Origin of the sequence: Mesorhizobium sp. M0136 (assembly GCF_040322515.1) — a bacterium.
Classification (GTDB): Bacteria; Pseudomonadota; Alphaproteobacteria; order Rhizobiales; family Rhizobiaceae; genus Mesorhizobium.
On the sequence record NZ_JAMYTP010000016.1, the window covers coordinates 57,844 to 81,426 of the forward strand.

The 23,583-nt window shown below is 63.8% G+C and carries 28 protein-coding genes; 17 read left to right on the top strand and 11 right to left on the bottom strand.

Annotated elements, in window-relative coordinates; genetic code table 11:
• Positions 1–120: 120 nt before the first annotated feature.
• Positions 121–1,299, top strand: coding sequence for a D-alanyl-D-alanine carboxypeptidase family protein (locus tag NKJ35_RS19915; protein ID WP_352649350.1), 1,179 nt, complete (start codon positions 121–123; stop codon positions 1,297–1,299).
• Positions 1,300–1,303: 4 nt separating this feature from the next.
• A complete protein-coding gene (locus tag NKJ35_RS19920) occupies positions 1,304–2,449 on the top strand; it encodes a CobW family GTP-binding protein (RefSeq protein WP_352649283.1) in 1,146 nt (381 codons plus the stop codon).
• Between the two features lie 158 nt (positions 2,450–2,607).
• On the opposite strand, the gene NKJ35_RS19925 is transcribed toward NKJ35_RS19920, so the two are convergent.
• The 5 genes from NKJ35_RS19925 to NKJ35_RS19945 all read right to left on the bottom strand — a co-directional run bounded on the left by NKJ35_RS19925 (position 2,608) and on the right by NKJ35_RS19945 (position 6,534).
• Entirely contained in the window at positions 2,608–2,877 is a 270-nt protein-coding gene (locus tag NKJ35_RS19925) for a sulfurtransferase TusA family protein (protein WP_352649284.1), read from the bottom strand.
• A gap of 5 nt (positions 2,878–2,882) precedes the next feature.
• On the bottom strand, positions 2,883–4,211 hold the full coding sequence (locus tag NKJ35_RS19930) for a L,D-transpeptidase family protein (RefSeq protein WP_352649285.1): 1,329 nt from the start codon (positions 4,209–4,211) through the stop codon (positions 2,883–2,885).
• 209 nt (positions 4,212–4,420) lie between these two features.
• On the bottom strand, positions 4,421–5,371 hold the full coding sequence (locus NKJ35_RS19935) for an acetyl-CoA carboxylase carboxyltransferase subunit alpha (RefSeq protein WP_352649286.1): 951 nt from the start codon (positions 5,369–5,371) through the stop codon (positions 4,421–4,423).
• Between the two features lie 99 nt (positions 5,372–5,470).
• Positions 5,471–6,388 (bottom strand): site-specific tyrosine recombinase XerD, encoded by a 918-nt coding sequence (locus tag NKJ35_RS19940; protein WP_352649287.1) that lies wholly within the window; start codon positions 6,386–6,388, stop codon positions 5,471–5,473.
• Positions 6,385–6,534, bottom strand: a complete 150-nt coding sequence (locus tag NKJ35_RS19945; protein ID WP_023677884.1) for a hypothetical protein — start codon at positions 6,532–6,534, stop codon at positions 6,385–6,387. Before NKJ35_RS19945 ends, NKJ35_RS19940 begins: the two co-directional genes overlap by 4 nt.
• 161 nt (positions 6,535–6,695) lie before the next feature.
• Here NKJ35_RS19945 and NKJ35_RS19950 point away from each other — a divergent pair, with 161 nt between their 5' ends.
• The 6 genes from NKJ35_RS19950 to NKJ35_RS19975 all read left to right on the top strand — a co-directional run bounded on the left by NKJ35_RS19950 (position 6,696) and on the right by NKJ35_RS19975 (position 10,966).
• Positions 6,696–7,298 (top strand): shikimate kinase, encoded by a 603-nt coding sequence (locus NKJ35_RS19950; RefSeq protein ID WP_352649288.1) that lies wholly within the window; start codon positions 6,696–6,698, stop codon positions 7,296–7,298.
• Positions 7,295–8,437 carry a 3-dehydroquinate synthase gene (gene aroB / locus NKJ35_RS19955; protein ID WP_352649289.1) on the top strand — a complete coding sequence of 381 codons (1,143 nt, stop codon included), beginning with the start codon at positions 7,295–7,297 and terminating at the stop codon, positions 8,435–8,437. Before NKJ35_RS19950 ends, aroB begins: the two co-directional genes overlap by 4 nt.
• Positions 8,434–9,330, top strand: coding sequence for an HlyC/CorC family transporter (locus NKJ35_RS19960; RefSeq protein ID WP_352649290.1), 897 nt, complete (start codon positions 8,434–8,436; stop codon positions 9,328–9,330). Before aroB ends, NKJ35_RS19960 begins: the two co-directional genes overlap by 4 nt.
• A gap of 40 nt (positions 9,331–9,370) precedes the next feature.
• Positions 9,371–10,177, top strand: a complete 807-nt coding sequence (locus NKJ35_RS19965) for an alpha/beta hydrolase (RefSeq protein WP_352649291.1) — start codon at positions 9,371–9,373, stop codon at positions 10,175–10,177.
• A 160-nt stretch (positions 10,178–10,337) separates the two neighbouring features.
• Positions 10,338–10,571: a type II toxin-antitoxin system Phd/YefM family antitoxin gene (locus NKJ35_RS19970; RefSeq protein WP_352649292.1), complete on the top strand. Its 234-nt coding sequence runs from the start codon at positions 10,338–10,340 to the stop codon at positions 10,569–10,571.
• A gap of 2 nt (positions 10,572–10,573) precedes the next feature.
• A complete protein-coding gene (locus tag NKJ35_RS19975) occupies positions 10,574–10,966 on the top strand; it encodes a type II toxin-antitoxin system VapC family toxin (protein ID WP_352649351.1) in 393 nt (130 codons plus the stop codon).
• Positions 10,967–10,971: 5 nt separating this feature from the next.
• On the opposite strand, the gene NKJ35_RS19980 is transcribed toward NKJ35_RS19975, so the two are convergent.
• Positions 10,972–11,274, bottom strand: coding sequence for a BolA family protein (locus NKJ35_RS19980; RefSeq protein ID WP_352476246.1), 303 nt, complete (start codon positions 11,272–11,274; stop codon positions 10,972–10,974).
• Between the two features lie 133 nt (positions 11,275–11,407).
• On the opposite strand from NKJ35_RS19980, the gene NKJ35_RS19985 reads away from it, so the two are divergent.
• The 4 genes from NKJ35_RS19985 to NKJ35_RS20000 all read left to right on the top strand — a co-directional run bounded on the left by NKJ35_RS19985 (position 11,408) and on the right by NKJ35_RS20000 (position 16,078).
• Positions 11,408–12,037, top strand: a complete 630-nt coding sequence (locus tag NKJ35_RS19985) for a J domain-containing protein (RefSeq protein WP_254816626.1) — start codon at positions 11,408–11,410, stop codon at positions 12,035–12,037.
• A gap of 122 nt (positions 12,038–12,159) precedes the next feature.
• Entirely contained in the window at positions 12,160–13,146 is a 987-nt protein-coding gene (gene cobS, locus NKJ35_RS19990; RefSeq protein ID WP_023721131.1) for a cobaltochelatase subunit CobS, read from the top strand.
• An 11-nt stretch (positions 13,147–13,157) separates the two neighbouring features.
• A complete protein-coding gene (gene cobT, locus NKJ35_RS19995; RefSeq protein WP_352649293.1) occupies positions 13,158–15,056 on the top strand; it encodes a cobaltochelatase subunit CobT in 1,899 nt (632 codons plus the stop codon).
• Entirely contained in the window at positions 15,053–16,078 is a 1,026-nt protein-coding gene (locus tag NKJ35_RS20000; protein WP_352649294.1) for an esterase-like activity of phytase family protein, read from the top strand. Before cobT ends, NKJ35_RS20000 begins: the two co-directional genes overlap by 4 nt.
• A 106-nt stretch (positions 16,079–16,184) precedes the next feature.
• On the opposite strand, the gene NKJ35_RS20005 is transcribed toward NKJ35_RS20000, so the two are convergent.
• The 3 genes from NKJ35_RS20005 to rpmB form a co-directional block, all read right to left on the bottom strand.
• Positions 16,185–16,856 (bottom strand): spermidine synthase, encoded by a 672-nt coding sequence (locus tag NKJ35_RS20005; protein ID WP_352649295.1) that lies wholly within the window; start codon positions 16,854–16,856, stop codon positions 16,185–16,187.
• 86 nt (positions 16,857–16,942) lie between these two features.
• Positions 16,943–17,623: a queuosine precursor transporter gene (locus NKJ35_RS20010; protein ID WP_352649296.1), complete on the bottom strand. Its 681-nt coding sequence runs from the start codon at positions 17,621–17,623 to the stop codon at positions 16,943–16,945.
• Between the two features lie 82 nt (positions 17,624–17,705).
• Entirely contained in the window at positions 17,706–18,002 is a 297-nt protein-coding gene (rpmB, locus tag NKJ35_RS20015) for a 50S ribosomal protein L28 (RefSeq protein ID WP_006328411.1), read from the bottom strand.
• Between the two features lie 595 nt (positions 18,003–18,597).
• On the opposite strand from rpmB, the gene NKJ35_RS20020 reads away from it, so the two are divergent.
• The 5 genes from NKJ35_RS20020 to NKJ35_RS20040 all read left to right on the top strand — a co-directional run bounded on the left by NKJ35_RS20020 (position 18,598) and on the right by NKJ35_RS20040 (position 22,253).
• Positions 18,598–19,389 carry a DUF3108 domain-containing protein gene (locus NKJ35_RS20020; RefSeq protein WP_352649297.1) on the top strand — a complete coding sequence of 264 codons (792 nt, stop codon included), beginning with the start codon at positions 18,598–18,600 and terminating at the stop codon, positions 19,387–19,389.
• Positions 19,390–19,429: 40 nt separating this feature from the next.
• Positions 19,430–20,317, top strand: coding sequence for an aromatic amino acid exporter YddG (yddG, locus tag NKJ35_RS20025; RefSeq protein WP_254816632.1), 888 nt, complete (start codon positions 19,430–19,432; stop codon positions 20,315–20,317).
• On the top strand, positions 20,317–20,985 hold the full coding sequence (locus NKJ35_RS20030; protein ID WP_352649298.1) for a lysoplasmalogenase family protein: 669 nt from the start codon (positions 20,317–20,319) through the stop codon (positions 20,983–20,985). The genes yddG and NKJ35_RS20030 overlap by 1 nt, the downstream gene beginning before the upstream one ends.
• A 309-nt stretch (positions 20,986–21,294) precedes the next feature.
• Positions 21,295–21,657 (top strand): MerR family transcriptional regulator, encoded by a 363-nt coding sequence (locus NKJ35_RS20035; protein ID WP_352649299.1) that lies wholly within the window; start codon positions 21,295–21,297, stop codon positions 21,655–21,657.
• Positions 21,654–22,253: a short chain dehydrogenase gene (locus tag NKJ35_RS20040; protein ID WP_352649300.1), complete on the top strand. Its 600-nt coding sequence runs from the start codon at positions 21,654–21,656 to the stop codon at positions 22,251–22,253. Before NKJ35_RS20035 ends, NKJ35_RS20040 begins: the two co-directional genes overlap by 4 nt.
• Positions 22,254–22,352: 99 nt before the next feature.
• Here the strand turns inward: NKJ35_RS20040 and NKJ35_RS20045 are convergent, their stop codons facing one another.
• Together NKJ35_RS20045 and gloB are read right to left on the bottom strand one after the other, a co-directional pair.
• Positions 22,353–22,781, bottom strand: a complete 429-nt coding sequence (locus NKJ35_RS20045; protein ID WP_352649301.1) for a cupin domain-containing protein — start codon at positions 22,779–22,781, stop codon at positions 22,353–22,355.
• Positions 22,782–22,802: 21 nt separating this feature from the next.
• The gene (gene gloB, locus NKJ35_RS20050) at positions 22,803–23,570 is read right to left on the bottom strand and encodes a hydroxyacylglutathione hydrolase (protein ID WP_352649302.1); all 768 of its coding nucleotides are present in this window, start codon (positions 23,568–23,570) and stop codon (positions 22,803–22,805) included.
• Positions 23,571–23,583: the final 13 nt, after the last annotated feature.

A 23,583-nucleotide genomic window follows, 5' to 3' on the forward strand; every position in this document is an offset into this window, starting at 1 on the left:
GTAAATAGCACCGCGACTGTGGTCCGGGAACAGAGAGCCGGACCATTATCCTGGCGATCGTGTAACGAAATCTTACGGAGCCAGGTGCGACTGCGGCAAGAGGCTATTTCGGTTTTCATGATGCGCTACAGGCATTTCCTCAAACTGTTGGTGGCGGGCGCGGTGGTGCTTCCGGCGCTGGCCGGGCCTGCCTTGGCCAATCCGACCATCCTGTTCGACCTGAACAGCGGCAAGATCCTGCAGCACCAGGAGGCGTTCAGGCGCTGGTACCCGGCATCGCTGACCAAGCTGATGACCGCCTATGTGGCGTTTCGGGCGATTGCCGCGGGTGAGGTCCAGCTCGATTCGCCGATCAAGGTAACGAAACATTCGGCCGGCGAGCCGCCGAGCAAGATGGGCTTCAAGCCGGGCTCGGTGATGCGGCTCGACAACGCGCTGAAGATGATGCTGGTCAAATCGGCCAACGATATCGCCATGGCGGTCGGCGAGAATATCGGCGGTTCGCAAGCAGCCTTTGCCGAACGCATGAACGCCGAGGCGCGGCGGCTCGGCATGAGCGGGTCGCATTTCGTCAATCCGAACGGGCTCTATTCGCCGGACCAGTATACGACAGCGCGCGATCTCGCTTTGCTGGTGATGGCGATCCGCAAGGACTTCCCGCAATATGCCCCCTGGTTCTCGATCGAAGGCCTTGCCGTCGGCAAAAAGGAAATCTCCAACTACAACCTCCTGATTGGCCGCTATCCGGGTGCCGACGGCATGAAAACGGGTTTCGTCTGCTCGTCCGGTTTCAACATGATCGGCTCGGCGACCCGCAACGGCCGCACCCTGGTCGCCGTGGTGCTCGGCGAACGGTCAGCCATTACCCGCGCCGAAACGGCGGCAAAACTGCTCGACCAGGGCTTTGCAACGCCGGCGCCGAGCTGGCTGACGGTCGCGGCGCTGCCCGCCTATGGCGACACGATGTCGGCCAACGACATGAATGACGAAATCTGCAAGAAGAAGCCGGTCGCGGAGCAGTCGGAAGCCGCGCCCGCGGTTGGCGACAAGGGCAAGGACGTGCCGAAATCGCCCTATCAGGAAAAGCTCGACCATGTGCCGACGCTGATCGCTGTCGGCCTCGGGGGCGCCACGGGACCGACGCCGAAGGCGATGCTCGACGCCTCCGGGCAGGAATATGCCGACGTGCCGCTGCCGACATGGCGGCCGGACCGGGCGCCGCCGTCCGGCGCCGAGCCTGTTGTGGCCGGATCCGCCACCGCCGCGCAGGTCCAGCAGCCGGCCAAGGCGTTGAACTAACCTGATGGCCGGCTTCCCGATCCCCGTTTCGGTGCTCACCGGCTTTCTTGGTGCGGGCAAGACGACGCTGCTCAACCGGCTGCTGCGGGATCCCGCGCTCGCCGACACCGCCGTCATCATCAACGAGTTCGGCGAGGTGGCGATCGACCATCTCCTGGTCGAGCAGGCCTCCGACGGCATCATCCAGCTCTCCGATGGCTGCCTCTGCTGTACGGTGCGCGGCGAGCTGGTCGACACGCTGGCCGACCTCGTCGACCGGCTGCAGACCGGCCGCATCGACCGGCTTGCCCGCGTCGTCGTCGAGACCACCGGGCTCGCCGATCCCGCCCCCGTGCTGCAGTCGATCATGGCGCATCCGGCCCTGGTCCAGGCCTTCCGGCTCGACGGCGTCATCACCCTGGTCGACGCCGTCAACGGCAATGCGACGCTCGATGCCCATGTCGAGGCGGTGAAGCAGGTGGCCGTCGCCGACCGCATCGTGCTCAGCAAGGCCGACCTGGCCACGGATGCGGGCGATGCCAAGGCGTTGCGGGCGCGGCTCAGGCAGCTCAACCCGGGCGCCGTGGTGCTCGACGCGAGCCAGGCAAGCGTGGCGACCCTGTTCGATTGCGGCCTCTACAATCCGGCCACCAAATCCGTCGATGTGCAGCGTTGGCTCGGCGAAGGAGCCGGCCACGACCATGACCATAGCCGGCATGACCACAGCGGGCATGATGACGAGGGGCATGACGGTGGCGATCACCATCACCATGGTCATGGTCATGGTCATGGCCATAGGCACGATTCCCGCGTGCGTTCGCATTCGTTGGTTCATGACGGGCCGGTGCCGTTTTCGGCAATCGAGATGTTCCTCGATCTGCTGCGCTCGGCGCATGGCGAGCGCCTGTTGCGGATGAAGGGCGTCATTGAGCTTGCAGAAGACCCGTCGCGGCCGCTGGTTATCCATGGCGTGCAGAAGATCCTGCATCCGCCGGTGCAACTGCCGGCCTGGCCGGACAGCCAGCGCGGCACCAGGCTGGTGCTGATCACGCTCGACATGCCGGAAGACTATGTCCGCCGGCTGTTCGCCGCCTTCACCAACCAGCCGTCGATCGACACGCCGGACCGGGCGGCACTGGAGAGCAATCCGCTGGCCATCGCCGGATCGTGATCTCCCCCCTCGAGGGGGAGATGGCCGGCAGGCCAGAGGGGGTTGCCGCGCGTGAAGCGCCAACTTTCTCTTTGGTCGTACATGGCGTCGCGCCAGCCGAGGCAACCCCCTCTGTCGCCTTCGGCGAGATCTCCCCCTCAAGGGGGGAGATCACGCGCTCAGCCGCGCTCGACCAGGAAGCGGCGGCCGCCTGCGATCGCCGTCGTTTCGATCAGCCGATGGCCGCTCTCGGTGCAGAAGGCGGGAATGTCGATGACGGCGAGCGGGTCGGTGGTTTCGAGCCACAGGCGGCTGCCCGGCTGCATTGCAGCCAGGCGCTTTTTTGCCTTGAGCACGGGCAACGGACAGTTCAAGCCTTTGAGGTCGTAGACGGCGGCGGGGCTGGTTGAGGGCCTGTCTTCTTGGCCCTCATCTTCCTGTTCAACCATGAACCTCAGCCGCCAAACATGCCGAGCAGCTTCTTCTTCAGCCGTGTCGCCGTGCTTTCGGCGTCCGCAGCCTGCGTTTCCGCGACCGGAACGGCCTCCGCGGATGGCGCGACGGTTGCGGTCGCGACAGGCGCTTCGGCCGCCGCCTTGGCAGCATCCTTTTCGGCCAATGCGTGCGCCTTGGCGGCTTCCTTCTCGGCCAGGGCTTGCGCCTTGGCTGCGGCTTTCGCTGCCTTCGCCGCTTCTATCGCGGCAAGCCGCTGTTCCTCGGCCTTCTGCTTGGCAGCCTTTTCGGCGTCGAGCGCCGCCATCTTGCGGCCCGCCGGCGAATCGACGCGGCCCATGCGCGCCGTTTCGGTCACCGTGCCGTCCGGGTTGAGCGAGGGCGGCTCGATCGGCACGCGTTCGCCGCGCGCACGCCGTTTCGACCAGTCGGAAACGATGCTGGCTTCCTTGATCCCGGCGATGGTCGGCTTGGGCGCCGGCACGCTGGCCTTTATGGCGCCGTTGAAGGCCGCCTCATAGGTGCTCTGATAGGCGTTGATGGCGCTTTTCAGCGAATCGGGCTGGGTGGTCGGCGGACAGGGGCCGGTCGGATTGAAGGTCGAGCCGTCGGCTGCAACCTGGTTGAACACGTAGCGCTTCTCGCAGACGTCGACTTTCGGCGGCACCTTGGTGACCTCGAAATTGTCGTAGCCAACCTTCAGCATCTTCCAGAATTCGTAGTTCGGGTCGTTGCGATAGCGCGCCATATTGGCTGCAGTCATGCGGAACGGAAAGGCCTGGATCTGGAACTCGGTCTGGCCGCCCTGGAAGGCGTCGCGGCCGAAAGCGTAGATCTGCTCGATCTGCGCGTCGGTCATCGAATAGCAGCCAGACGACGAGCAGGCGCCATGGACCATCAGGTTGGAACCGGTGCGGCCATTGGCACGGTCATAGGCGTTGGGGTAGCCGATATTGAAGGACAGGTGGTAATTCGACCGCGGGTTCATCTGTGCCGGGCGGACCGTGTAAAAGCCTTCCGGCGCCTGGCGATCGCCTTCGGTGAATTTCGGGCCGAGCTTGCCCGACCATTTGCAGATGTCGTAGCTCGCGACCAGGTCGTAGCGGCCGTTGGTCTTGGCCTTCCAGATTTCGAGCTTGCCTTCTTCCTTGAAGATGCGGGCCATCACCGAGGAGGTGCGGACCATGCCCTTGGCTTTCATTTCGGCCAGGATCTTGTCCGGCAGCGGCTTGTTGGCTTGCGGCGCAAAATCCTTCATCGAAGCGTCATTGCAGCCGGCGACGCCGATCGCAGCGATCAGAACTCCGGTGCGGGCAAGCTTGGCAAACATGGATATGGCTATCGCTTCATCTCTGCGCCGCGGATGCCGCAGCTGCTAAACCGACCACTGACGGACTCTAAGCCCGTTAACCTTGAAAATTCCTTACCGCAAGCATGCGGCGCGTCCCCTTACGGCAAGCCCACTGAGCCGAATGCAGCGGCATTTTTGTGGCGGAACTGGTTCACGCCGCCACATTTCAGGCCGCGTGACTGGGTTGGTTACAGATTGCGGCCCATCGCCAGGTATTTCTCGCGGCGATGCTCGCGGAAGTCGGTGTTGGCGCCGGAGAATTCCTTCATCGTCCTGGAGATGAGGTCGCCGGTGGCGGCGATCACCGTTTCAGGGGCGCGATGGGCGCCGCCGAGCGGCTCGGCAATGATGGCGTCGATGATCTTCAGCTCCAGCAGGTCCTGCGCCGTGATCTTCATATTGGTCGCCGCATCCCTGGACCGCGTGGTATCGCGCCACAGGATCGAGGCGGCGCCCTCCGGCGAGATCACCGAATAGATGGCGTGTTCGAGCATGTAGACGCGGTTGGCGGTGGCGATCGCTATGGCGCCGCCCGAGCCGCCTTCGCCGATCACCACCGAGATCGACGGCACCTTCAGGCCAAGGCAGGCCGAAGTCGAGCGGGCGATGGCCTCCGCCTGGCCGCGCTCTTCGGCGTTGACGCCGGGATAGGCACCGGCCGTATCGACCAGCGTCAGCAGCGGGATCTGGAAGCGGTCGGCGAGTTCCATCAGCCGCACCGCCTTGCGGTAGCCCTCCGGCCGCACCGAGCCGAAATTATGCTTCAGCCGGCTTGCCGTGTCGGAACCCTTCTCCTGGCCGATGATCGCCACCGGCTCGCCACGGAAGCGGGCGAAGCCGCCGACGATCGCCTGGTCCTCGCCGAAGTTGCGGTCGCCGGCGAGCGGCGTGAAATCGGTAAGCAGGCCCTTGATGTAGTCGATGCAGTGCGGCCTGTCCGGATGGCGCGCCACCTGCACTTTCTGCCACGGCGTCAGCGCCTTGTAGGCGTCGCGCAGCGCATCGCGCGAGCGCTTCTCGAGACGGGCGATCTCATCGCCGACATCGACCGCCTCGCCGTTCTCGGCAAGCTTCTTCAGCTCGAGGATCTTGCCTTCGAGATCCTGTACAGGCTTTTCGAAATCGAGGTAATTGTACATTCTTGGGCGGACCGGCAAGTCGGAAGGCAATGACTGACGCAAGCCTGAAAATGCAGGCTGGGCGCGGTGGAACGTCGTTCTCACATAGCGACATGACGCCTAGTCGGCAAGCGGATGATGATCGTTGACCAGACGCATCAGCCGCTCCTCCAGCACATGCGTGTAGATCTGCGTCGTTGAAATATCGGCGTGGCCGAGCAGCTGCTGCACGGCCCTGAGATCGGCGCCGTTCTGCAGCAGATGGCTGGCGAAAGCATGCCGCAGCACATGCGGCGATATCTTCGCCGCGGCAATGCCGGCCCGCGCGGCAAGCGCTTTCAGCTCGCGGGCAAAGACCTGTCTCGAGAGATAGCCGCTGTCGGCGGCGGCCGGAAACAGGAACGGGCTGTCGGCAAGAACCGGCACCGCCGCCCGTGCGGCAAGCCAGGTCCGCATCGCGGTGCGCGCCTTGGCCGACAGCGGCACCATGCGCTCCTTGTTGCCCTTGCCGCGCACCATGAAGAAGCGGTCGTCGCGCTGCGCCACCGTCACGGGAAGGCCGACCAGCTCCGAAACGCGCAAGCCGGTGGCGTAGAGCACCTCGACCAGTGCGTGGAGGCGCAGCGCCGCGAGCGTGTCGCCGTCATGCATGGAGGGGTCCTTCGCCTCTTGCGCGGCGCGGTCGAGCAGCCGGCCGGTATCGGCTTCGCTCATCGTCTTCGGCAGCGGCCGGCCCTTCTTCGGGCTGTCCAGCGTGCCGGTCGGATCGTCGCCGCGCAGGCCCTCGGCATAGAGGAACTTGAAGAACTGCCGAATCGCCGACAATTTGCGCGCCTGCGAGGTGGCGGCAAAGCCGCGCGCGGCGATGTCGTCGAGATAGGCACGGATGTCGGCGCTGGTGGCACCGGCAAGTCCGCCGGCGATCCCGGCGGAAGCGTCCTCGAGGTCGCGGCGATAGGACGAAAGCGTGTTTTCGGCGGCGCCGCGCTCGGCGCTCATCATTTCCAGGAAGGCTTCGATGCGGGCGGCGCTGTTCATTTTTTCGGATTGAGCTTTTCCGGAGGGATACGCACGCTCATTTCCGCCTTTCTCGGCTCGACAAACATGACCAAGGCGAACATCGCGCCATAGACAATGCCGGCCAGAATCGCGAGCGTCACGACAAAGCGAAACAGTGTTGGCATTAATTTTCGCCCGTCGTCTTATTCTGCATTTCCAACCCTGTGCCCTTATGAGACGCCAATCCGGGCAATTCAAGGGAGAAGCCATATCCGGTTCTGGGTGCGTCACGCTTGACGCAAACAGGCTTTTGATGTCGATACGCCGGCAAAGAGGCTCTAGAAGCATGAACGCGCTACCAGCAAATCCTCCGGGCGAGAGCTATGCCGCGCTGCTCGGCCGGCTGGGCGGCCGTTCCATCGTCTTTGTCGGGCTGATGGGCGCCGGCAAGACGGCCATCGGCCGCAAGGTGGCGGCGATGCTGGCGCTGCCCTTCATCGACAGCGATCAGGAGATCGAAACTGTTTCGCGCATGAGCGTCCCGGACCTGTTCGAGCGCTATGGCGAGGCGGAGTTCCGGGCACTGGAGCAGCGCGTCATCCTGCGTGTGCTGGAGCACGGGCCGCAGGTGCTGTCGACCGGCGGCGGCGCCTTCATGAACGCGCAGACGCGCGAGGCGATCGCCAGCCATGGCGTTTCGGTATGGCTGAAGGCCGAAATCGATCTGTTGATGGAGCGCGTTTCCAAGAAGCAGAACCGGCCGCTGCTGAAAAGCGCCGATCCGCGCGCCGTGCTGGAACGGCTGATGGCGGAACGCTACCCGGTTTACGCCGCGGCCGATGTCACCGTGCCGACCCGCGACGACCGCAAGGAGATCATTGCCGCCGAGGTCGTGGACGCGCTGCGCGGCCATCTCGGTGTTGCCGACATCGATGAGGTGCGGTCGTGAGCGCTGATGCAACGGTCTCTGTCGAAGTCGGGCTTGGCGAGCGTGCCTACGACATTTTGATCGGCCCCGGCCTGCTGTCACGCGCCGGCGCCGAGATCTCGCGCCGTCTGCCGGGCACAAGGGCGGCGGTCGTCACCGACGAAAACGTCGCTAGCGCGCATCTCGCAACGCTTGCGGCCGGCCTGGCAAGCGGTGGCATCCAACATGCCGCCATCACGCTGCCGCCAGGCGAAAAGACCAAGAGCTTTGCGCACCTCGAAGAGGTGGTCGACGGCGTGCTGGCCGCCAAGCTGGAGCGCGGCGACCTCGTCATCGCGCTCGGCGGCGGCGTCATCGGCGACCTGGCCGGCTTTGCCGCCGGCATCGCGCGGCGCGGCATGAATTTCGTGCAGGTTCCGACTTCGCTGCTGGCGCAGGTCGATTCCTCCGTCGGCGGCAAGACCGGCATCAACAGCAAGCGCGGCAAGAACCTTGTCGGGGTGTTCCACCAGCCCAAGCTGGTGCTGGCCGATACCGAAGTGCTCGACACGCTGCCGATCCGCGAGTTTCGCGCCGGCTATGCCGAACTGGCCAAATACGGGCTGATCGACCGGCCGGAGTTCTTCGCCTGGCTGGAAGAAAACTGGCGCCAAGTGTTTGCCGGCGGGCCGGAGCGGGCTGCCGCCATCGCCGAGGCGTGTCGTGCCAAGGCCGACGTCGTTGCCCGCGACGAGTTCGAGACCGGCGACCGCGCCCTGCTCAATCTCGGCCACACCTTCGGCCATGCACTGGAGGCGGCGACCGGCTATGACGGCACACGGCTCGTGCATGGCGAAGGCGTCGCCATCGGCATGGCGCTGGCGCACCGCTTTTCGTCAAGGCTCAATTTGGCGAGCCCCGACGATGCGGCGCGCGTCGAGGCGCATCTTCGCGCCGTCGGCCTGCCCTGGCGCATGGCCGACATTCCGGGCGAATTGCCCGATGCCGAGCAGCTGTTCTCCTTCATCACCCAGGACAAGAAGGTGTCGCGCGGCGCGCTGACCTTCATCCTGACGCGCGGCGTCGGACAGGCCTTCATCGCCAGGGATGTGCCGGCCTCGGAAGTGCTGGCGTTCCTCAGGGAGAACCATCCGGGTCGGCAGGAAAGCCGCCCGGGATGAGTCAGGCCGGCTGGATCGCGGCTGCAGTGCTCGCCGGCCTCGGCCTGCTGGGCTTCGTCCTGCGCCGGCACCTGCTCGCCGCCTTCGGCTATGAGCTGCAGCGCATCGAGCCGCAGCGCTCGGCGCGCGAGGAACTGCGCGGCGCCGTCGACGATTTCCGCCGCGACGGCCAGGTGGTGCGCGAGGACCGCGCCCGCATCGGCGGCCTGTTCGACCTCGAGGAGCTCGAAGTGTCGGACGTCATGGTCCACCGCACGAATATGCGCTCGGTCAATGCCGATGACCCGCCCGAAGCGGTGGTTCGCGAGATCCTGCAGAGCCCGCACACCCGCATGCCGTTGTGGAAGGGTTCGCTCGACAACATTGTCGGCGTGCTGCACGCGAAGGATCTGCTGCGCGCGCTGAACGAGGTCGGCAACGATTTCTCCCGGATCGACGTGATGAAGATCGCGTCGAAACCGTGGTTCGTGCCCGACACCACGACGCTGCAGGAGCAGCTCAACGCCTTCCTGCGCCGCAAGGCGCATTTCGCCATCGTCGTCGACGAATATGGCGAGGTCGAAGGGCTGGTGACGCTGGAGGACATCATCGAGGAGATCGTCGGCGAGATCGCCGACGAGCACGACATCGACATCCAGGGCGTCAAGCAGGAGGCCGACGGCTCCGTCGTCGTCGACGGCACGGTGCCGATCCGCGACCTTAACCGGGCGCTCGACTGGCACCTGCCGGACGAGGAAGCCACCACCATTGCCGGCCTTGTCATCCACGAGGCGCAGTCGATCCCGGACGAAAAGCAGGCCTTTACGTTTCACGGCAAGCGCTTCGTCGTCATGAAGCGCGACAAGAACCGTATCGCGCGGCTGAGGATCAAGCCGGCGATGCTTGGCGAATGACAGTGCGCACCGTGTGGCAGCCTTGGGCAGTCAGGAGTCTATGACAATCGATCGGCGAAGCCTGCTTCTGGTGTCGATGGCGGCGCTGTTGCCGGGGCAGGCGGCGGCATTGCAGCTGCGTTCGCCGTCGCCCGAAACCTTCGACTATGGGCCGGCCAAGCTCGACATCTATTCCCGCGACGGCGCAAGCGGCCTGCCGGTCGTCTTCTTCGTCCATGGCGGCGCCTGGCGGGTCGGCAGTCGCGGCAACGTCAATGCCAAGCCGCAATTCCTGCTCGACAATGGCTTCTGCTTCGTCTCGATCGACTACCGGATGCTGCCCGAGGCCGACGTCGCCACCCAGGCGGCGGATGTCGAACTGGCCTATCGCTACGTCCGCGCCAACATTGCCAGGCATGGCGGCGATCCGGACCGGATCGTCGCGATGGGCCATTCGGCCGGCTGCCATCTCGTCGCATTGACCGGCCTGCGCGGCGGCCTGCCCGGGGTCGCGGCGCTGATCCTCGACGACACCAGGGCTTACGACCTGGAGGCATTGGCCAGGAGCGGCGGCATGGCAGGGGTCTATGCCCGCGCCTTTCCCGATCCGGCGCAGTGGCGCGCGCTGTCGCCGGTCACCTATGTGGAAGGCCGCAAGCACCCGCCGACCTTCATCGCCCATTCACGGGCGAAAACCCGTGCTGAGGAGGCGCAGGCCTTCGCCGAGCGTCTGCGCGCCACCGGAACCAGGGTCACGCTGTTCGACGGCAGCGCCTATTCGCACATGTCGATCAATCGCGACTTCGGCACCGACGGCGATGCATTGACAGCGGCGGTGATGGCTTTCCTGAGGGCGAACCTCGGCTGATCTACCTGCGGTCTTTTGGACGGCAGCAAGCAAGTGAGAGGCGCCCAGACTCGGGGAACGAGGGGCGGCTAAGGCCGAAGTGATCTGTGACCATGATCATTGACCAGGGTCACCTCTGATCCTACATAGTACACGGCAATTTTGTTCATTGAGGTGGCGCATGACCGCGCAGGTGTCGAAATCGAAATTCAAGGCAAAGGCTCTCGAGTATTTTCGCCAGGTTGAAACGAGTGGCGAGCCAATCATTGTGACCGATCACGGCCAGCCCACACTAGAGATACGACGCTATGAGTCGGTTGGGCGCGACCCTTTGGAGGTGCTGCGTGGGTCTGTGCTGCGTTACGACCGCCCCGCGGATCCGGTGGCCGAAGATGATTGGGAAGCCAGCAATTGATCGTGTTGGACACGCATGTTCTCGTCCGCTGGGTCGGCGGTGAGACCGATATGCTTTCAGAACCAGCACTTCGCGCAATCGAGCGGGAGAGGATAGGCGGCGAGATTTTGATCTCCTCGATATCAGCATGGGAAATTGCCATGCTGATTTCCAGGGGGCGTCTCCTGCTATCGATGGACGTCGGCGAATGGCTGGCAACGGTCAGCAAGCTTGAAAAACTGAGCTTCATTTCCGTCGACAATGAGATTGCCGTGAATAGTGTCGAACTTCCGGGAGAGTTTCACAAGGACCCGGCTGATCGGATCATTGTCGCGACCAGTCGAAAATTTGCGGCACCTTTGGTGACCGCGGATCAGAAGCTGCGAGACTATCGATATGTAAAGACAATCTGGTAGGGCAACTACCAGCGGGTCTTTTCGCCGGGCGCCGCCGGCTCGATCGCCAGGGCGTGGACGCCGGATTTCAACTCTTCGGCCAGCAGATCGTTGACTGCACGGTGACGCTCGACGCGGCTCATGCCGGCAAAGGCTGGCGCGACGATGCGGACGCGGAAATGCGTCTCGCCGGCGCCGTCGAAGGCAGCGTGATGGCCGGAATCCACGTGATGATGACCGGCATGGAGATGGCTTTCGTTGATGACGTCCAGCCGTTCCGGCGAAAACGCCTTTTTCAGCTTATCTTCCATCGTTGCCTGTATGGACATCGCCGCTTCCCTTCACCACATCTATGTCATCGCACAAAATTCGCCATTCGCCGGTTTTATGCCGCGATTCAGCGGTTAGGGCGATCATCGCGAAAATGTCAATTCTTGTTTCGCATCCGCGAACGGCCCATAAATGGGTGAGATGAAGCCGTACCCAAAATATTTCGAAAAGATTCGTATCCGCCCGGAGAAGGACGCGGAGCTGAAGTCGCGTTCGCCGATCTGCCAATGGGATGGCTGCAAGGAGGCCGGTACCCACCGCGCCCCGGTCGGGCGGATGAAGGAAGGCGAGTATTTCCAGTTCTGCTTCGACCATGTGCGCGAGTACAACAAGGGCTTCAATTATTTCTCGGGCGTTCCCGACACCGAGATCGCGCGCTTCCAGAAGGAAGCCATGACCGGCCACCGGCCGACCTGGAAAATGGGCGTCAACGGCGCCTCGACACGCTCCTCGCCCGACTTCGCCCAGGCGCGTTCCGGCCGTGCCGGCTACTACAATCGCATGCGCGATCCCTTCGACCTGTTCAAAGGCCCGAAGGACCCGCGCGAAGCACGCGAGCGCAAGGCCAAGCCGCTTGAGGCCAAGGCACTGGAAACGCTTGGACTTGATACAAAGGCAAGTGGCAAGGATATCAAGGCGCGCTATAAGGAACTTGTGAAACGCCACCATCCGGATGCGAATGGCGGCGACAGAGGTTCGGAAGACCGGTTCCGCGATGTGCTCCAGGCGTATCGCGTGCTCAAGCAGGCAGGTTTGTGCTGAGCGACCTTACGGTTCGTGTCGCTTTCCAACTTTCATAGGGTTGGAAAAGGCTCTAAGACCGCCCCCGAACAAAATCGATTACCAGCGAAACGCGGCGTTTCGCTTGTGGAGACGTGATAGAGATGAACAAGGTCGATCGCGACATCGCCAACTTGCCCGACACCACGGTGTCGGTGAAGGAGACATTCGGCTTCGACTCCAAGATGGTGGTGCCGGCCTATTCGGTGACGAGCGAGCATGTGCCCGACATCGATCCGGACTACCTGTTCGACAAGAACACGACGATGGCGATCCTCGCCGGCTTTGCCTATAACCGCCGCGTCATGGTGTCGGGCTATCACGGCACCGGCAAGTCGACGCATATCGAGCAGGTGGCCGCCCGCCTCAACTGGCCTTGCGTGCGTGTCAACCTCGACAGCCATGTCAGCCGTATCGACCTCGTCGGCAAGGACGCCATCGTCGTCAAGGACGGGCTGCAGATCACCGAATTCCGCGACGGCATCCTGCCCTGGGCCTATCAGCACAATGTCGCGCTGTGCTTCGACGAGTACGATGCCGGCCGCCCGGACGTGATGTTCGTCATCCAGCGCGTGCTGGAATCGTCGGGCCGGCTGACGCTGCTCGACCAGAGCCGGGTCATCCGCCCGCATCCGGCCTTCCGGCTGTTTTCGACCGCCAACACGGTTGGCCTCGGCGACACCACAGGCCTCTACCACGGCACCCAGCAGATCAACCAGGCGCAGATGGACCGCTGGTCGATCGTCACCACGCTGAACTATCTGCCGCACGACAATGAAGTGAACATCGTGCTGGCCAAGGCCAAGCACTATCGCGACGGCAAGGGCAAGGAGATCGTCAACAAGATGGTCCGTGTCGCCGACATGACGCGCTCGGCCTTCATCAACGGCGATTTGTCGACGGTTATGAGCCCGCGCACGGTTATCACCTGGGCCGAGAATGCCGAAATCTTCGGCAATATCGGCATGGCGTTCCGGCTGACCTTCCTCAACAAATGCGACGAGCTCGAACGCTCGCTGGTCGCCGAATTCTACCAGCGCGCCTTCGGCGAAGATTTGCCGGAATCGGCTGCGAATGTGGTGCTGGGCTAAGCAGAGTCTCGATGGCGGGTCCGGGCGACAACACGCGAAACAAATCCAAGACCGGCGCTGAGGCCGACAGCTTCAAGCGCGCGGTTACCGTCTGCATGCGCGCCATCGCCGGCGACAAGGATCTCGAGGTCGGTTTCGCCAAGGACCGGCCGGCGCTAGCCGGCAGCCGCGCCCGGCTGCCGGAACTGCCGAAGAAGGCATCCAAGGCGGACATCGCCATTACCCGCGGGCTCGGCGATTCCATGGCGCTGAAGCGCGCCTGCCATGATACGCGCATCCACACCAGGCTGGCGCCGGAAGGCAAACAGGCCCGCGCCATCTACGACGCGGTCGAGCAGGCCCGGGTCGAGGCGATCGGCAGCCGCGCCATGCAGGGCGTTGCCGACAATATCGGCTCGATGCTCGAGGACAAATACGCCAGGGCCAACCTCGTCGACGTCAAGGACAAGGCCGACGCGCCGATCGAGGAAGCGCTGGCGCTGATGGTACGCGAAAAGCTGACCGGCCGCGCTGTGCCGAAGAGCGGCGAACGGCTGGTCGATCTCTGGCGCCCTTGGGTCGAGGAAAGAGCCAGTGCCGATCTCGACGGGCTGTCGGCAAAGCTCGACGACCAGCAGGCGTTCGCCCGCGTCGTGCGCGAGATGCTCGCCTCCATGGAAATGGCGGAGGAGCTTGGCGACGACCAGGAGACGGAAGACTCCGAGGACAACGACGAAAACCAGCCGCAAGGCGAGGAGCAGAGCGAGGAGGGCGGTGAAGACGATTCCGGCTCCGAGCAGTCGCAGTCAGAGGATACCGAGGCATCGTCCGAAGACGAGCAATCGGCCGAGACCGAAGCCTCCGACGCCACCGCCGAGGATCTCTCCGACGACGACGACGCCGATGCAGAGACGCCCGGCGAGGCGCGCCGCAACGACAATCCCTTCACCAATCTGCCGAAAGAGATCGACTACAAGGTCTTCACCACCGCCTTCGACGAGACCGTAGGTGCGGAGGAACTGTGTGAGGAGGAGGAGCTCGACCGGCTGCGCGCCTTCCTCGACAAGCAGCTCGCCAACCTTTCGGGCGTGGTCGGGCGGCTGGCCAACCGGCTGCAGCGCCGGCTGATGGCGCAGCAGAACCGCTCCTGGGATTTCGACCTCGAAGAAGGCTATCTCGATCCGGCACGGCTGGTGCGCGTCGTCATCGACCCGATGCAGCCTCTGTCGTTCAAGCAGGAGCGTGATACAAAATTCCGCGACACCGTGGTGTCACTGGTGCTCGATAATTCGGGTTCGATGCGCGGCCGGCCGATCACGGTCGCCGCGACCTGCGCCGACATTCTGGCGCGCACGCTGGAACGCTGCGGCGTCTCGGTCGAAATCCTCGGCTTCACCACCCGCGCCTGGAAGGGCGGACAGGCGCGCGAGAAATGGCTGAAGGAAGGCAAGCCGCCGAACCCCGGCCGTCTCAACGATCTGCGCCACATCATCTACAAATCCGCCGATCATCCGTGGCGGCGGGCGCGCCGCAATCTCGGGCTGATGATGCGCGAGGGCCTGCTCAAGGAAAACATCGACGGCGAGGCGCTGCTGTGGGCGCATAACCGGCTGATCGCGCGGCCGGAGCAGCGCAAGATCCTGATGATGATCTCGGACGGCGCGCCGGTCGACGATTCGACGCTGTCGGTCAATCCGGGTAATTATCTCGAGCGGCATCTGCGCGCCATCATCGAGCTCATCGAGACGCGCTCGCCGGTCGAGCTTTTGGCCATCGGCATCGGCCACGACGTCACCCGCTACTATCGCCGCGCTGTAACCATCGTCGATGCCGAAGAACTGGCCGGCGCCATGACCGAGCAGCTGGCCTCGCTGTTCGCCGAGGAAACCGTGCGCGACACGCGGCGCGGCGGCATACGGCGCGCCGGATGATTTTTTTCCGCGGCGGCTTTTGGCAGAAGCTTTTGGCCGCCATTGCGTTGCTAGGCATCAGTTTGGCGCCGGCTGTCGCTGCCGGCCCGGCCTCGGTCGAGCCGGCCGAAATCACGGCACGGCCGATCAGCGAATTCCACATCGGCCGGCCGGACAAACAGTTCGGGCCGCTCGAATTCGTCGGCGGGCTCGAAATGACCTCTTCGACGCGCGATTTCGGCGCGCTGTCGGCGCTTCGGTTCCTCAAGCCCGGCAGCGATTTCATCGGCGTCGCCGACACCGGCTTCTGGTTCTTCGGTACCCTCGTCCACGATGCCGACAAGCGGCCTTCCGGCATCCAGAATTTTCGCATGCAGCAGATGGTCGATGCGGCCGGCCAGCCGATCGACGAGAAATGGGCGGTCGATGCCGAAGGCCTCGCGGTCCAGGACGGCATTGCCACGGTCGGTTTCGAGCGCGATCACCGTATCGCAGAGTTCAAGATCGATCCGGATGACATGAAGGCGCCGTTCAGGCAATTGGACTTCCTGATCCCGGCCTGGGAACTTCGGCGCAATCGCGGCTTCGAGACCGTCACCCGCGCCCATCCTTACGGACAGCACGCGGGCGGGCTGGTCGTGGTGTCGGAAAAGAGCCTCGACAAGGCCGGTAACATCTTTGCCGCGATCATCGAAGGGCCGCACAAGGGCGTCTTCACCGTCAAGCGCAATGGCGATTTCGACATCACCGACGGCGCCTTCCTGCCGGATGGCGACCTGTTGCTTCTGGAGCGCAGTTTTTCGATGGCCGGCGGGGTCAAGATGCGGCTGCGGCGCATCTATGGCGAAAGCGTCGAGAAGGGCGCCGTCGCCGACGGGCCGGTGCTGCTCGAAGCCGACATGGGTTACCAGATCGACAATATGGAAGCGCTCGACGTCTGGACCCGCGACGATGGCGCGCTGATCGTGTCCATGATGTCCGACGACAATCACTCGATCCTGCAGCGCAATCTTTACCTGGAATTCATCCTGCACGAGGATTGACGCGCGATCGCGGGCTGCTGCAGGCGCTCGTCGCCGAGCTTCAGAAACCGCAGTAGTCGTTGTGCCGGGCGGAGCCCAAACAGCAATCCGCCCAAAATTGCTCCCGCTAGGCTTTGCTCGCGAGCCAGATGACGTGACGGGCGCCGCGCTTGCCGTGGGCCCGCGCCTTGACCTCCTCGACCGTGAAGCTCGCCTGCTTGAGCCGCCGGGTGAAGCCTGCGTCAGGGCCCTGCGACCAGACCGCCAGCACACCGCCGGGCTTGAGAGCTGCTCTCGCGCTGTTCAGGCCGGCGCCGCTGTAGAGCGCGTCGTTGCCCTTGTAGACGATGCCCTCGGGGCCGTTGTCGACGTCGAGCAGGATCGCGTCCCAGGCCGAGGCTTGCGATCGGATGAGCTGACCGACATCGGCCTCACGAATGCTGACGCGCGGGTCGTCAAGGCAGCCGCCGAACAGCTCGGCCATCGGGCCCCGAGCCCAAATCACGACTGCCGGCACCAGTTCGGCAACGGTGACCTGGGCGTCGTCGCCAAGCTCGGCCAGCGCCGCACGCAAGGTAAAGCCCATGCCGAGGCCGCCGATCAGGATGCTTGGGTTCCGGCGGCCGGCAATCCTTTGACAGGACAGTTTCGCAAGCGCCTCTTCGGAACCGCTGAGCCGGCTGTTCATCAGCTCGTTCGCACCAAGCATGATCGAGAATTCGCCGCCGCGCCGTTTCAGGCGAAGTTCCTGTCCGCCGTCAGGCGTTTTTGCCGAATCCAGTTGGAGCCAGGGGATCAAAGACTGCCCCTTTGTTCGACCATGATCTTGTCCGAAGACCGGTTCCCACTTTCCGCTAACGCCGACCTTCGGTTCGGGGTCATGGTCTAGGCCGCCAGTGCCGGCTGGCTCCAGCGGGTGGCAAGCAGCCGGTAGGGGATCAGCGCCACCACCGCTATGACCAGTTTGACGCTGAGATCGCCGAGCGCCCAGGATACCCAGCGCATCGTCTCGACGGGCAACACGCCCATCAGCGGCGCGGTTTCCAACGCAAAGCCGTCGTTCGGTCCGGCGAAGGCGAAAGCCGCCGCAAAGGCGACGGTGAAAAACACCACCGTGTCGAAGACAGAGCCGACCAGCGTGCCGACAATCGGCGCGCGCCACCAACTCTGCCGGCGCAACCGGTTGAACACGGTGACGTCGAGCAACTGCGCGGTGAGGAAAGCGGCGCCCGAGGCCGCGGCAATGCGCACCAGCCGGTCGGCGGCGGTCTCGAATTCGATCAGGCCGTGGCGAAACAGCAGCGGCGGGATGACGATCGAGCAGATCACCGCTGTCATGAAGCCGACAAAGACGATCCTGCGCGCCACCGCCGGCCCATAACGGCGATTGGCGAGATCGGTGACCAGGAATGAGAACGGATAGGTGAAGGCGCCCCAGGTCAGGATGTCGGCCAACGACAATCCGCCGATAGCACCCTGCATCGGGAACTGCACAAGGATGTTCGAGGCCACGACGACGAGCGCCATGGCCGCCACAAAGGGCAGGTACCGCGAGAGGAAGATCATTTTTTTATCCTGGGTAATGGAACCAGCGGAACGCGATCCGGAACCCGGGTCACGCCCTGGAAGGCGGCTGCCGCCGAAAAACTCAGGCGGCCGGCTGTTCGGCGAGCTTCTTGGCGATCTGCTTCTTCAACAGGCGGGCGCGCTGCGACAATTCCTTGGCATCGGCCTTGGCCAGGAAGGCATCGAGGCCGCCGCGATGCTCGACCGAACGCAGCGCGTTGGCCGAAATGCGCAGGCGCACATTCTGGTTCAGCGCTTCCGAGATCAGCGTTACATTGACGAGATTGGGCAGGAAGCGACGCTTGGTCTTGTTGTTGGCGTGGCTCACATTGTTGCCGGACATGACTGCCTTGGCAGTGAGTTCGCAAGTGCGGGACATGATACTAACCTTCGGTTCTCGGTCCTGGCCAAACATTCGACCCGCGCCGGGTGGCGCGCGGTTTCGGTCAGGCGGCCTCATGGAAAAAGTTGGCGTTCCATAGTTGCATTTCGCCGAGGCGTCAAGCTTGGGGGTTGCTTCGGGGATGGGGAATCGCACTTTCGGAGTAGGTGTCGTCAGTGAAGCTGCTGATCGCCCTCTTCTGGAGGAGATGTTGCTGTCCCGCAGTTCTCTCAAGACCTGGGTTCCTCGCCCACCGCATGATGGTTGCGCTCTCCCCACTTTCGTGGGGCGAGGAGCCCAAGCTGGAGTGAAGCCGCAACCCTTTCCCTCATCCGGGCCGAGGCAGATCCGCAAATTCGCCGATGGCCGCATTTTGTTCTTGCTTTGTGCCGGCAGCTATGCTACTAATTTAGGTGTGGTGCTGATTCGCACCGACGACCCGCCGAGGCGGGTTTTTTCTGGCCCTGGACCCTCCCCAGCGTTCCCTGCCGACGCCGCCTTTCACATTAAGGCCGGAATTCAGCCTATAAGCGGTCGCACAGGGACATGCCAGACCGGAGCCGCCCGTCCGGTCGACAACCAAGGACCCGCCATGCCTCGTTCTTTCCTCCATGCCCTGGTCGTGCTGATGGCCGTCGCGCTGTCGACGACGGTTTCGGCCGCTGAGCCGCAATCCTTCACGGGCGAGTATTCGGTATCGTTCCTCGGCCTTTCCGTGGCCAAAGCGAAATTCTCCAGCCACTACGAGGGCGACACCTATTCGATCGAGGGCAGCGTCTCCGCCGCCGGGCTCGCCACTTTGTTCGACGATACGCGAGGCACGATCTCGTCGAAGGGCAAGATTTCGGGCAAGCGGTTGCAGCCGCAAGCGTTCCACGCCGACTACACGTCCGGCAAGAAGGCATCGATGATCGACATCCGGTTTGCCAACGGCGTCGTCACCTCGACCAAGGTCGTGCCTGAGCCGAAGAAGCGCAATCCCAACAACTGGATACCGCTGGCCGGCAGCGATCTCGTATCGGTCCTCGATCCGATGGCCGCGACCGTCATCCATGCCGACAGCCTCGACCAGGTCTGCGGGCGCACGGTGAAGCTTTATGACGGCGAAATGCGTGCCGATCTCAAACTGACCTACGAGTCCAAAGGGTCGATCTCGGTGGCCGGCTACAAGGGCGATACGGTCACCTGTAGGCTGGGCTTCGAGCCGGTGGCCGGCTACCGCAAGAACCGCAAGGCGCTCAACTACCTGAAGAAACGCAGCCGCATCATGGTGACGTTTGCACCAGTCGGCCAAAGCGGCGTATATGCGCCGATCCGCGCCACGGTCAGCACGCAAATCGGTCCGTTGACGATCAGCGCGGAGCGGTTCGAAGCAAACGAATAGGCGTGATGGTGCGCCGCCAACGGGGCACGGGGCGACGGATATGGCGCGCGCAACACTGATCGGCTTCTCCGCGGTCGCCATGTGGGCGCTGCTGGCGCTGCTTACGGATGCTTCGGGCGCCGTGCCGCCGTTCCTGCTTTCGGCAATCACCTTCACGATCGGCACTTGCGTCGGGCTGGTTGCCCGGCTGTTGATGCCGGCAGCCGATGGCGCCGCGAAGATACCGCGCCAGGTCTGGGTGATCGGCATTGCCGGCCTGTTCGGCTACCACTTCTTCTACTTCACCGCGCTGCGCAATGCGCCGGCCGTCGAGGCCAGCCTGATCGCCTATCTGTGGCCGCTGCTGATCGTGCTGGGGTCGGCGCTGATGCCGGGCGAGCGGCTGGCCTGGAACCACGTCGCCGGCGCGCTGCTCGGCCTTGCCGGCACGGTCCTGATCGTCACCAAAGGCGGCGGGCTTGCCTTCGACGCGCGTTATGCCTTCGGCTACGCCATGGCCGGCGTCTGCGCGGTGCTGTGGTCGTCCTATTCGCTGTTGTCGCGGCGCTTCCCGTCGGTGCCGACCAGCATCGTTACCTGGTTCTGCGCCGCCACCGCGGTCCTTTCGCTGGTCTGCCACCTATTGCTTGAACAGACGGTGCTGCCCGCCGGCGCCGGCCAGTGGCTGGCCGTGCTCGGCCTCGGTCTGATGCCGGTGGGGGCGGCGTTCTATGCCTGGGACATCGGCGTCAAGCGCGGCAACATCCAGGTGCTGGGGGCGGCGAGCTATGCCGCGCCGCTGCTGTCCACCCTGGTGCTGATCGCCGCCGGCTTCGCCCAGCCGTCATGGCGCATCCTCGCCGCCTGCGTGCTGATCACCGGCGGCGCGGCACTCGCGGCGAAATCGCTGTTCCTGCGCAAGAGGGCTACGAGCGAGGCAAACGCTTGATGCCGTTTCCCGGCGGCATCGATGCCAATGCCAATGCGACGCTGGTGTTTTCGTTGGCGGCGGCGGTGATTTACGCGTTCAGCCTCGGCATGGCGCCGCGCCTTTCGCGGTCGGCGGCAAGGGCATTGGCGGTGGCGATGCTTGCGGTGCTGGTCGTGCAGCAGGGCGGCCCATGGCTGCTCGGCGCCGCACTCGGCGTCAGTGCCGTCGGCGACGCCCTCCTGTCGCGTGACGGTGAGAAGGCATTTCTCGGCGGCACCGCCAGTTTTCTTGCCGCGCATGTGCTTTACGTCGTGCTGTTCCTGCGTGCCGGCGGCGGCCTCGGGCTGCTTTTGGCCGAGCCGTGGCGAGCAGCGATCGTGCTGGCGATGGCCGTGTCGGTGCTGGCGATGGTTTTCGCGCTCCGGCGCCGCGTCGGCCCTGCCTTGCGTTTGCCGATCGGCGTGCATGCCGCGGCACTGCTTGCCATGGGCATTGCGGCGCTCACCCTGAACAGCGTCGGGGTCATTGGCGGCATCGTCCTGCTCATCCTGTCCGACGGGCTGCACGCCGTGGAAAAGTTCCTGCTGCCCGCCCTCTCGCCGCATCGCATTTGGGTGCGCCATGCGGCATGGGCGCTGTATTACGTCGGCCAGCTGGCGATCACGCTGGGTTTCCTGGTGGGCTAGGTCTGTCGATATTCACGTTATCCCAGCCTGGGAACCGCGAAAGATCCAACGCATGGTGCCCATGGGAATGGCGGGAACCGACCGACTGCGGCCAGCGGATGGTGTTGCGAAACTTGCTTCATGCGGTGTCGCAAAAGTCAGGCGCCAAGCCGTCGTCTTAGACGCGATTTTCGCGACCTTTATCCACTACGGGCACTCCAAGCCTTTGTGACGTTATCCTCGAGGTCGTCGGATCAGAGGGTAAAATTCTCGCTTGACCTAGAGCTGCTCCAGCTTGTTAGCGTAGCGCACAATCGGCAGGGTAGACACATGCGCATTTCGGAGGCGGCTGCTACAAGCGGACTGAGTATCGACACCATCCGCTACTATGAAAAATTGGGTTTGCTTCCGAAGGTCGGGCGAGGACGTGACAGGAGGCGTGACTTCTCGGCAGAAAATGTCGAATGGCTAATACTCCTGTCCTCGCTACGCGAGACAGGTATGCCCATGGAGCAGATGCGATACTTTGCGCGGCTCTATCAGCGGGGCCGCGAAACTCTGCCCGAACGGAAAGCGGTTCTTCTTGACCATGCAGCGCATCTGGACATGCGGCGAGCTGCCTTGGATCGCTGCGCCGAGCTTCTTGGCTACAAGCTCAAACGATATAACGAGATGGCAGAAGAAGTGTCATGAGAATTATTGTCGTCGGCGCGGAAGGTGACATCGGGAAAGCGGTTTGCGAGGAGTTGGGTTCCCGCCACGCGATCATCAAGGCCAGCCGTTCTAGTAGCGACATTCAGGTTGATATGGCTGACCGTGCATCGCTCGACGCCATGTACGCCAAATGTGGCAAAGTGGATGCCATCATCTCGACCGCAGGCAATGTTCATTTCGGGCCGCTTGGCAAGTACACCGAAGAGACGTTCATGATTGGCCTGCGCCATAAGGTCATGGGCCAGGTCAATCTGGTGTTGGCAGGGTTGGCCACTGTCAGCGATGGCGGCTCGTTCACACTAACTAGCGGAGTGCTCGACCGCGACCCCATTCGGATGGGAACAGGGGCAGCAACAGCAAACGGCGCGCTCGGCGGTTTTGTTCTTGGTGCGGCGATCGAGATGCCGCGCGGTCTCCGCATCAATGTTGTGAGCCCCGGACTTCTGGACGTGTCCGTGCCGAGATATGGCGAATGGTTTCCCGGTCACGAGCCCGTTTCGTCGAAACGGGTAGGGCTGGCCTATGCGAAGAGCGTGGAAGGGGCCATCACCGGCCAAGTGATCATCGTCGGGTAGTTTCGCAGAAAGGGTTGGGACATATCGGCTGTCCCCTGAATAGCAAGGGTAGTTTCCATCGGATGTGGTCGTTGGATACCAAGCGTCAGGTCTTCATCACTATGGCGTTCCCGGCAGCCAGCCTGGTTCGGCAAGTTCGAAGGCGGCGAAATCGAAACCCGGCGCCACGGTGCAGCCGACCAGGGTCCATTCGCCGAGGCTGCGTGCCGACTGCCACCAGCCTGCCGGCACGACGATCTGCGGCCGCTCGCCTGCAGCGAGCGCGGTACCGAGGATCTCCTCGATGACGGGACCGCCTTCTCGATGTATCGACAGCGCCAGCGGCGCACCGTCATAGAAATGCCAGACCTCGGCCGCGTCCTTGACCCGGTGCCAAGCCGACAATTGGTCCTTCTCGAGGAGGAAATAGATCGCCGTCGAATGGCCGCGCGTGCCTGCCGCGCCGTCGCGAAAGGTCTCGGCATACCAGCCGCCTTCCGGATGCTGCTTCAGGCCGAGCAGAGCGATGATTTCGGCGGAACTGGTCATGACCCTAGCTCCTGGCGCCGCTCAGAAATTGTCCTTGCGCTTGCGGATCTCGGCGAACACTTCGGCGTCGGAGGCCTTCTCCAGGCCGAGATGTCTGCGGATCGCCGGATCGTGCCAGCGCAGGAACGGATTGGTCGACAGTTCCTCGCCGATCGTCGTCGGCAGCGTCGGCTTGCCGTCGGCGCGCAACGCCTCGACCTTGGCGGCGCGCTCTTTCAGCGCCGAATTGGTCGGGTCGACGGTCAGCGCGAAACGGGCGTTGGCCAGCGTATATTCATGGCCGCAATAGACGACCGTGTCGGCCGGCAGCGCCGCGAGCTTCTTCAGGGATTCGTACATCACGGGCGGCTTGCATTCGAGCAGCCGCCCGCAGCCGAGCGCAAACAGCGTGTCGGCGGCGAATGCCACTTTCGACGCCGGCAGATGATAGGTGACATGGCCCGCAGTGTGGCCGGGCGTGGCGATGACCTCGATCCGCTCGTCGCCGAGGCGGACAACCGAGCCCTGTTCGACGGTTTCGTCGATGCCGGGAATCTTTGCCTTTTCGGCTTCCGGACCGACAATGCGCAGCTTGAAACGCTCCTTCAGCGCCAGATTGGCCTCGACATGGTCGAGATGGTGGTGGGTGGTCAGGATCATCGTCGGGGTCCAGCCGGTGCGCTTGATCGCCGCCAGGATGGGCGCCTCCTCGGGCGCATCGATGAGCGCCGTCTGGCCGCTTTTCGGGTCGTGCACCAGCACGCCGAAATTGTCGCTGCGGCACATGAATTGTTCGATCTCGACCGGCATCGCATCTCTCCCT

Excerpts from the sequence above, each read along its gene's own strand:
- NKJ35_RS19915 (WP_352649350.1), top strand. The coding sequence starts at position 121 with ATGCGCTACAGGCATTTCCTCAAACTGTTGGTGGCGGGCGCGGTGGTG.
- NKJ35_RS19920 (WP_352649283.1), top strand. The coding sequence starts at position 1,304 with ATGGCCGGCTTCCCGATCCCCGTTTCGGTGCTCACCGGCTTTCTTGGT.
- NKJ35_RS19925 (WP_352649284.1), bottom strand. The coding sequence starts at position 2,877 with ATGGTTGAACAGGAAGATGAGGGCCAAGAAGACAGGCCCTCAACCAGC.
- NKJ35_RS19930 (WP_352649285.1), bottom strand. The coding sequence starts at position 4,211 with ATGTTTGCCAAGCTTGCCCGCACCGGAGTTCTGATCGCTGCGATCGGC.
- NKJ35_RS19935 (WP_352649286.1), bottom strand. The coding sequence starts at position 5,371 with ATGTACAATTACCTCGATTTCGAAAAGCCTGTACAGGATCTCGAAGGC.
- NKJ35_RS19940 (WP_352649287.1), bottom strand. The coding sequence starts at position 6,388 with ATGAACAGCGCCGCCCGCATCGAAGCCTTCCTGGAAATGATGAGCGCC.
- NKJ35_RS19945 (WP_023677884.1), bottom strand. The coding sequence starts at position 6,534 with ATGCCAACACTGTTTCGCTTTGTCGTGACGCTCGCGATTCTGGCCGGC.
- NKJ35_RS19950 (WP_352649288.1), top strand. The coding sequence starts at position 6,696 with ATGAACGCGCTACCAGCAAATCCTCCGGGCGAGAGCTATGCCGCGCTG.
- NKJ35_RS19960 (WP_352649290.1), top strand. The coding sequence starts at position 8,434 with ATGAGTCAGGCCGGCTGGATCGCGGCTGCAGTGCTCGCCGGCCTCGGC.
- NKJ35_RS19965 (WP_352649291.1), top strand. The coding sequence starts at position 9,371 with ATGACAATCGATCGGCGAAGCCTGCTTCTGGTGTCGATGGCGGCGCTG.
- NKJ35_RS19970 (WP_352649292.1), top strand. The coding sequence starts at position 10,338 with ATGACCGCGCAGGTGTCGAAATCGAAATTCAAGGCAAAGGCTCTCGAG.
- NKJ35_RS19980 (WP_352476246.1), bottom strand. The coding sequence starts at position 11,274 with ATGTCCATACAGGCAACGATGGAAGATAAGCTGAAAAAGGCGTTTTCG.
- NKJ35_RS19985 (WP_254816626.1), top strand. The coding sequence starts at position 11,408 with ATGGGTGAGATGAAGCCGTACCCAAAATATTTCGAAAAGATTCGTATC.
- cobS (WP_023721131.1), top strand. The coding sequence starts at position 12,160 with ATGAACAAGGTCGATCGCGACATCGCCAACTTGCCCGACACCACGGTG.
- cobT (WP_352649293.1), top strand. The coding sequence starts at position 13,158 with ATGGCGGGTCCGGGCGACAACACGCGAAACAAATCCAAGACCGGCGCT.
- NKJ35_RS20000 (WP_352649294.1), top strand. The coding sequence starts at position 15,053 with ATGATTTTTTTCCGCGGCGGCTTTTGGCAGAAGCTTTTGGCCGCCATT.
- NKJ35_RS20010 (WP_352649296.1), bottom strand. The coding sequence starts at position 17,623 with ATGATCTTCCTCTCGCGGTACCTGCCCTTTGTGGCGGCCATGGCGCTC.
- rpmB (WP_006328411.1), bottom strand. The coding sequence starts at position 18,002 with ATGTCCCGCACTTGCGAACTCACTGCCAAGGCAGTCATGTCCGGCAAC.
- NKJ35_RS20020 (WP_352649297.1), top strand. The coding sequence starts at position 18,598 with ATGCCTCGTTCTTTCCTCCATGCCCTGGTCGTGCTGATGGCCGTCGCG.
- yddG (WP_254816632.1), top strand. The coding sequence starts at position 19,430 with ATGGCGCGCGCAACACTGATCGGCTTCTCCGCGGTCGCCATGTGGGCG.
- NKJ35_RS20030 (WP_352649298.1), top strand. The coding sequence starts at position 20,317 with ATGCCGTTTCCCGGCGGCATCGATGCCAATGCCAATGCGACGCTGGTG.
- NKJ35_RS20035 (WP_352649299.1), top strand. The coding sequence starts at position 21,295 with ATGCGCATTTCGGAGGCGGCTGCTACAAGCGGACTGAGTATCGACACC.
- NKJ35_RS20040 (WP_352649300.1), top strand. The coding sequence starts at position 21,654 with ATGAGAATTATTGTCGTCGGCGCGGAAGGTGACATCGGGAAAGCGGTT.
- NKJ35_RS20045 (WP_352649301.1), bottom strand. The coding sequence starts at position 22,781 with ATGACCAGTTCCGCCGAAATCATCGCTCTGCTCGGCCTGAAGCAGCAT.
- gloB (WP_352649302.1), bottom strand. The coding sequence starts at position 23,570 with ATGCCGGTCGAGATCGAACAATTCATGTGCCGCAGCGACAATTTCGGC.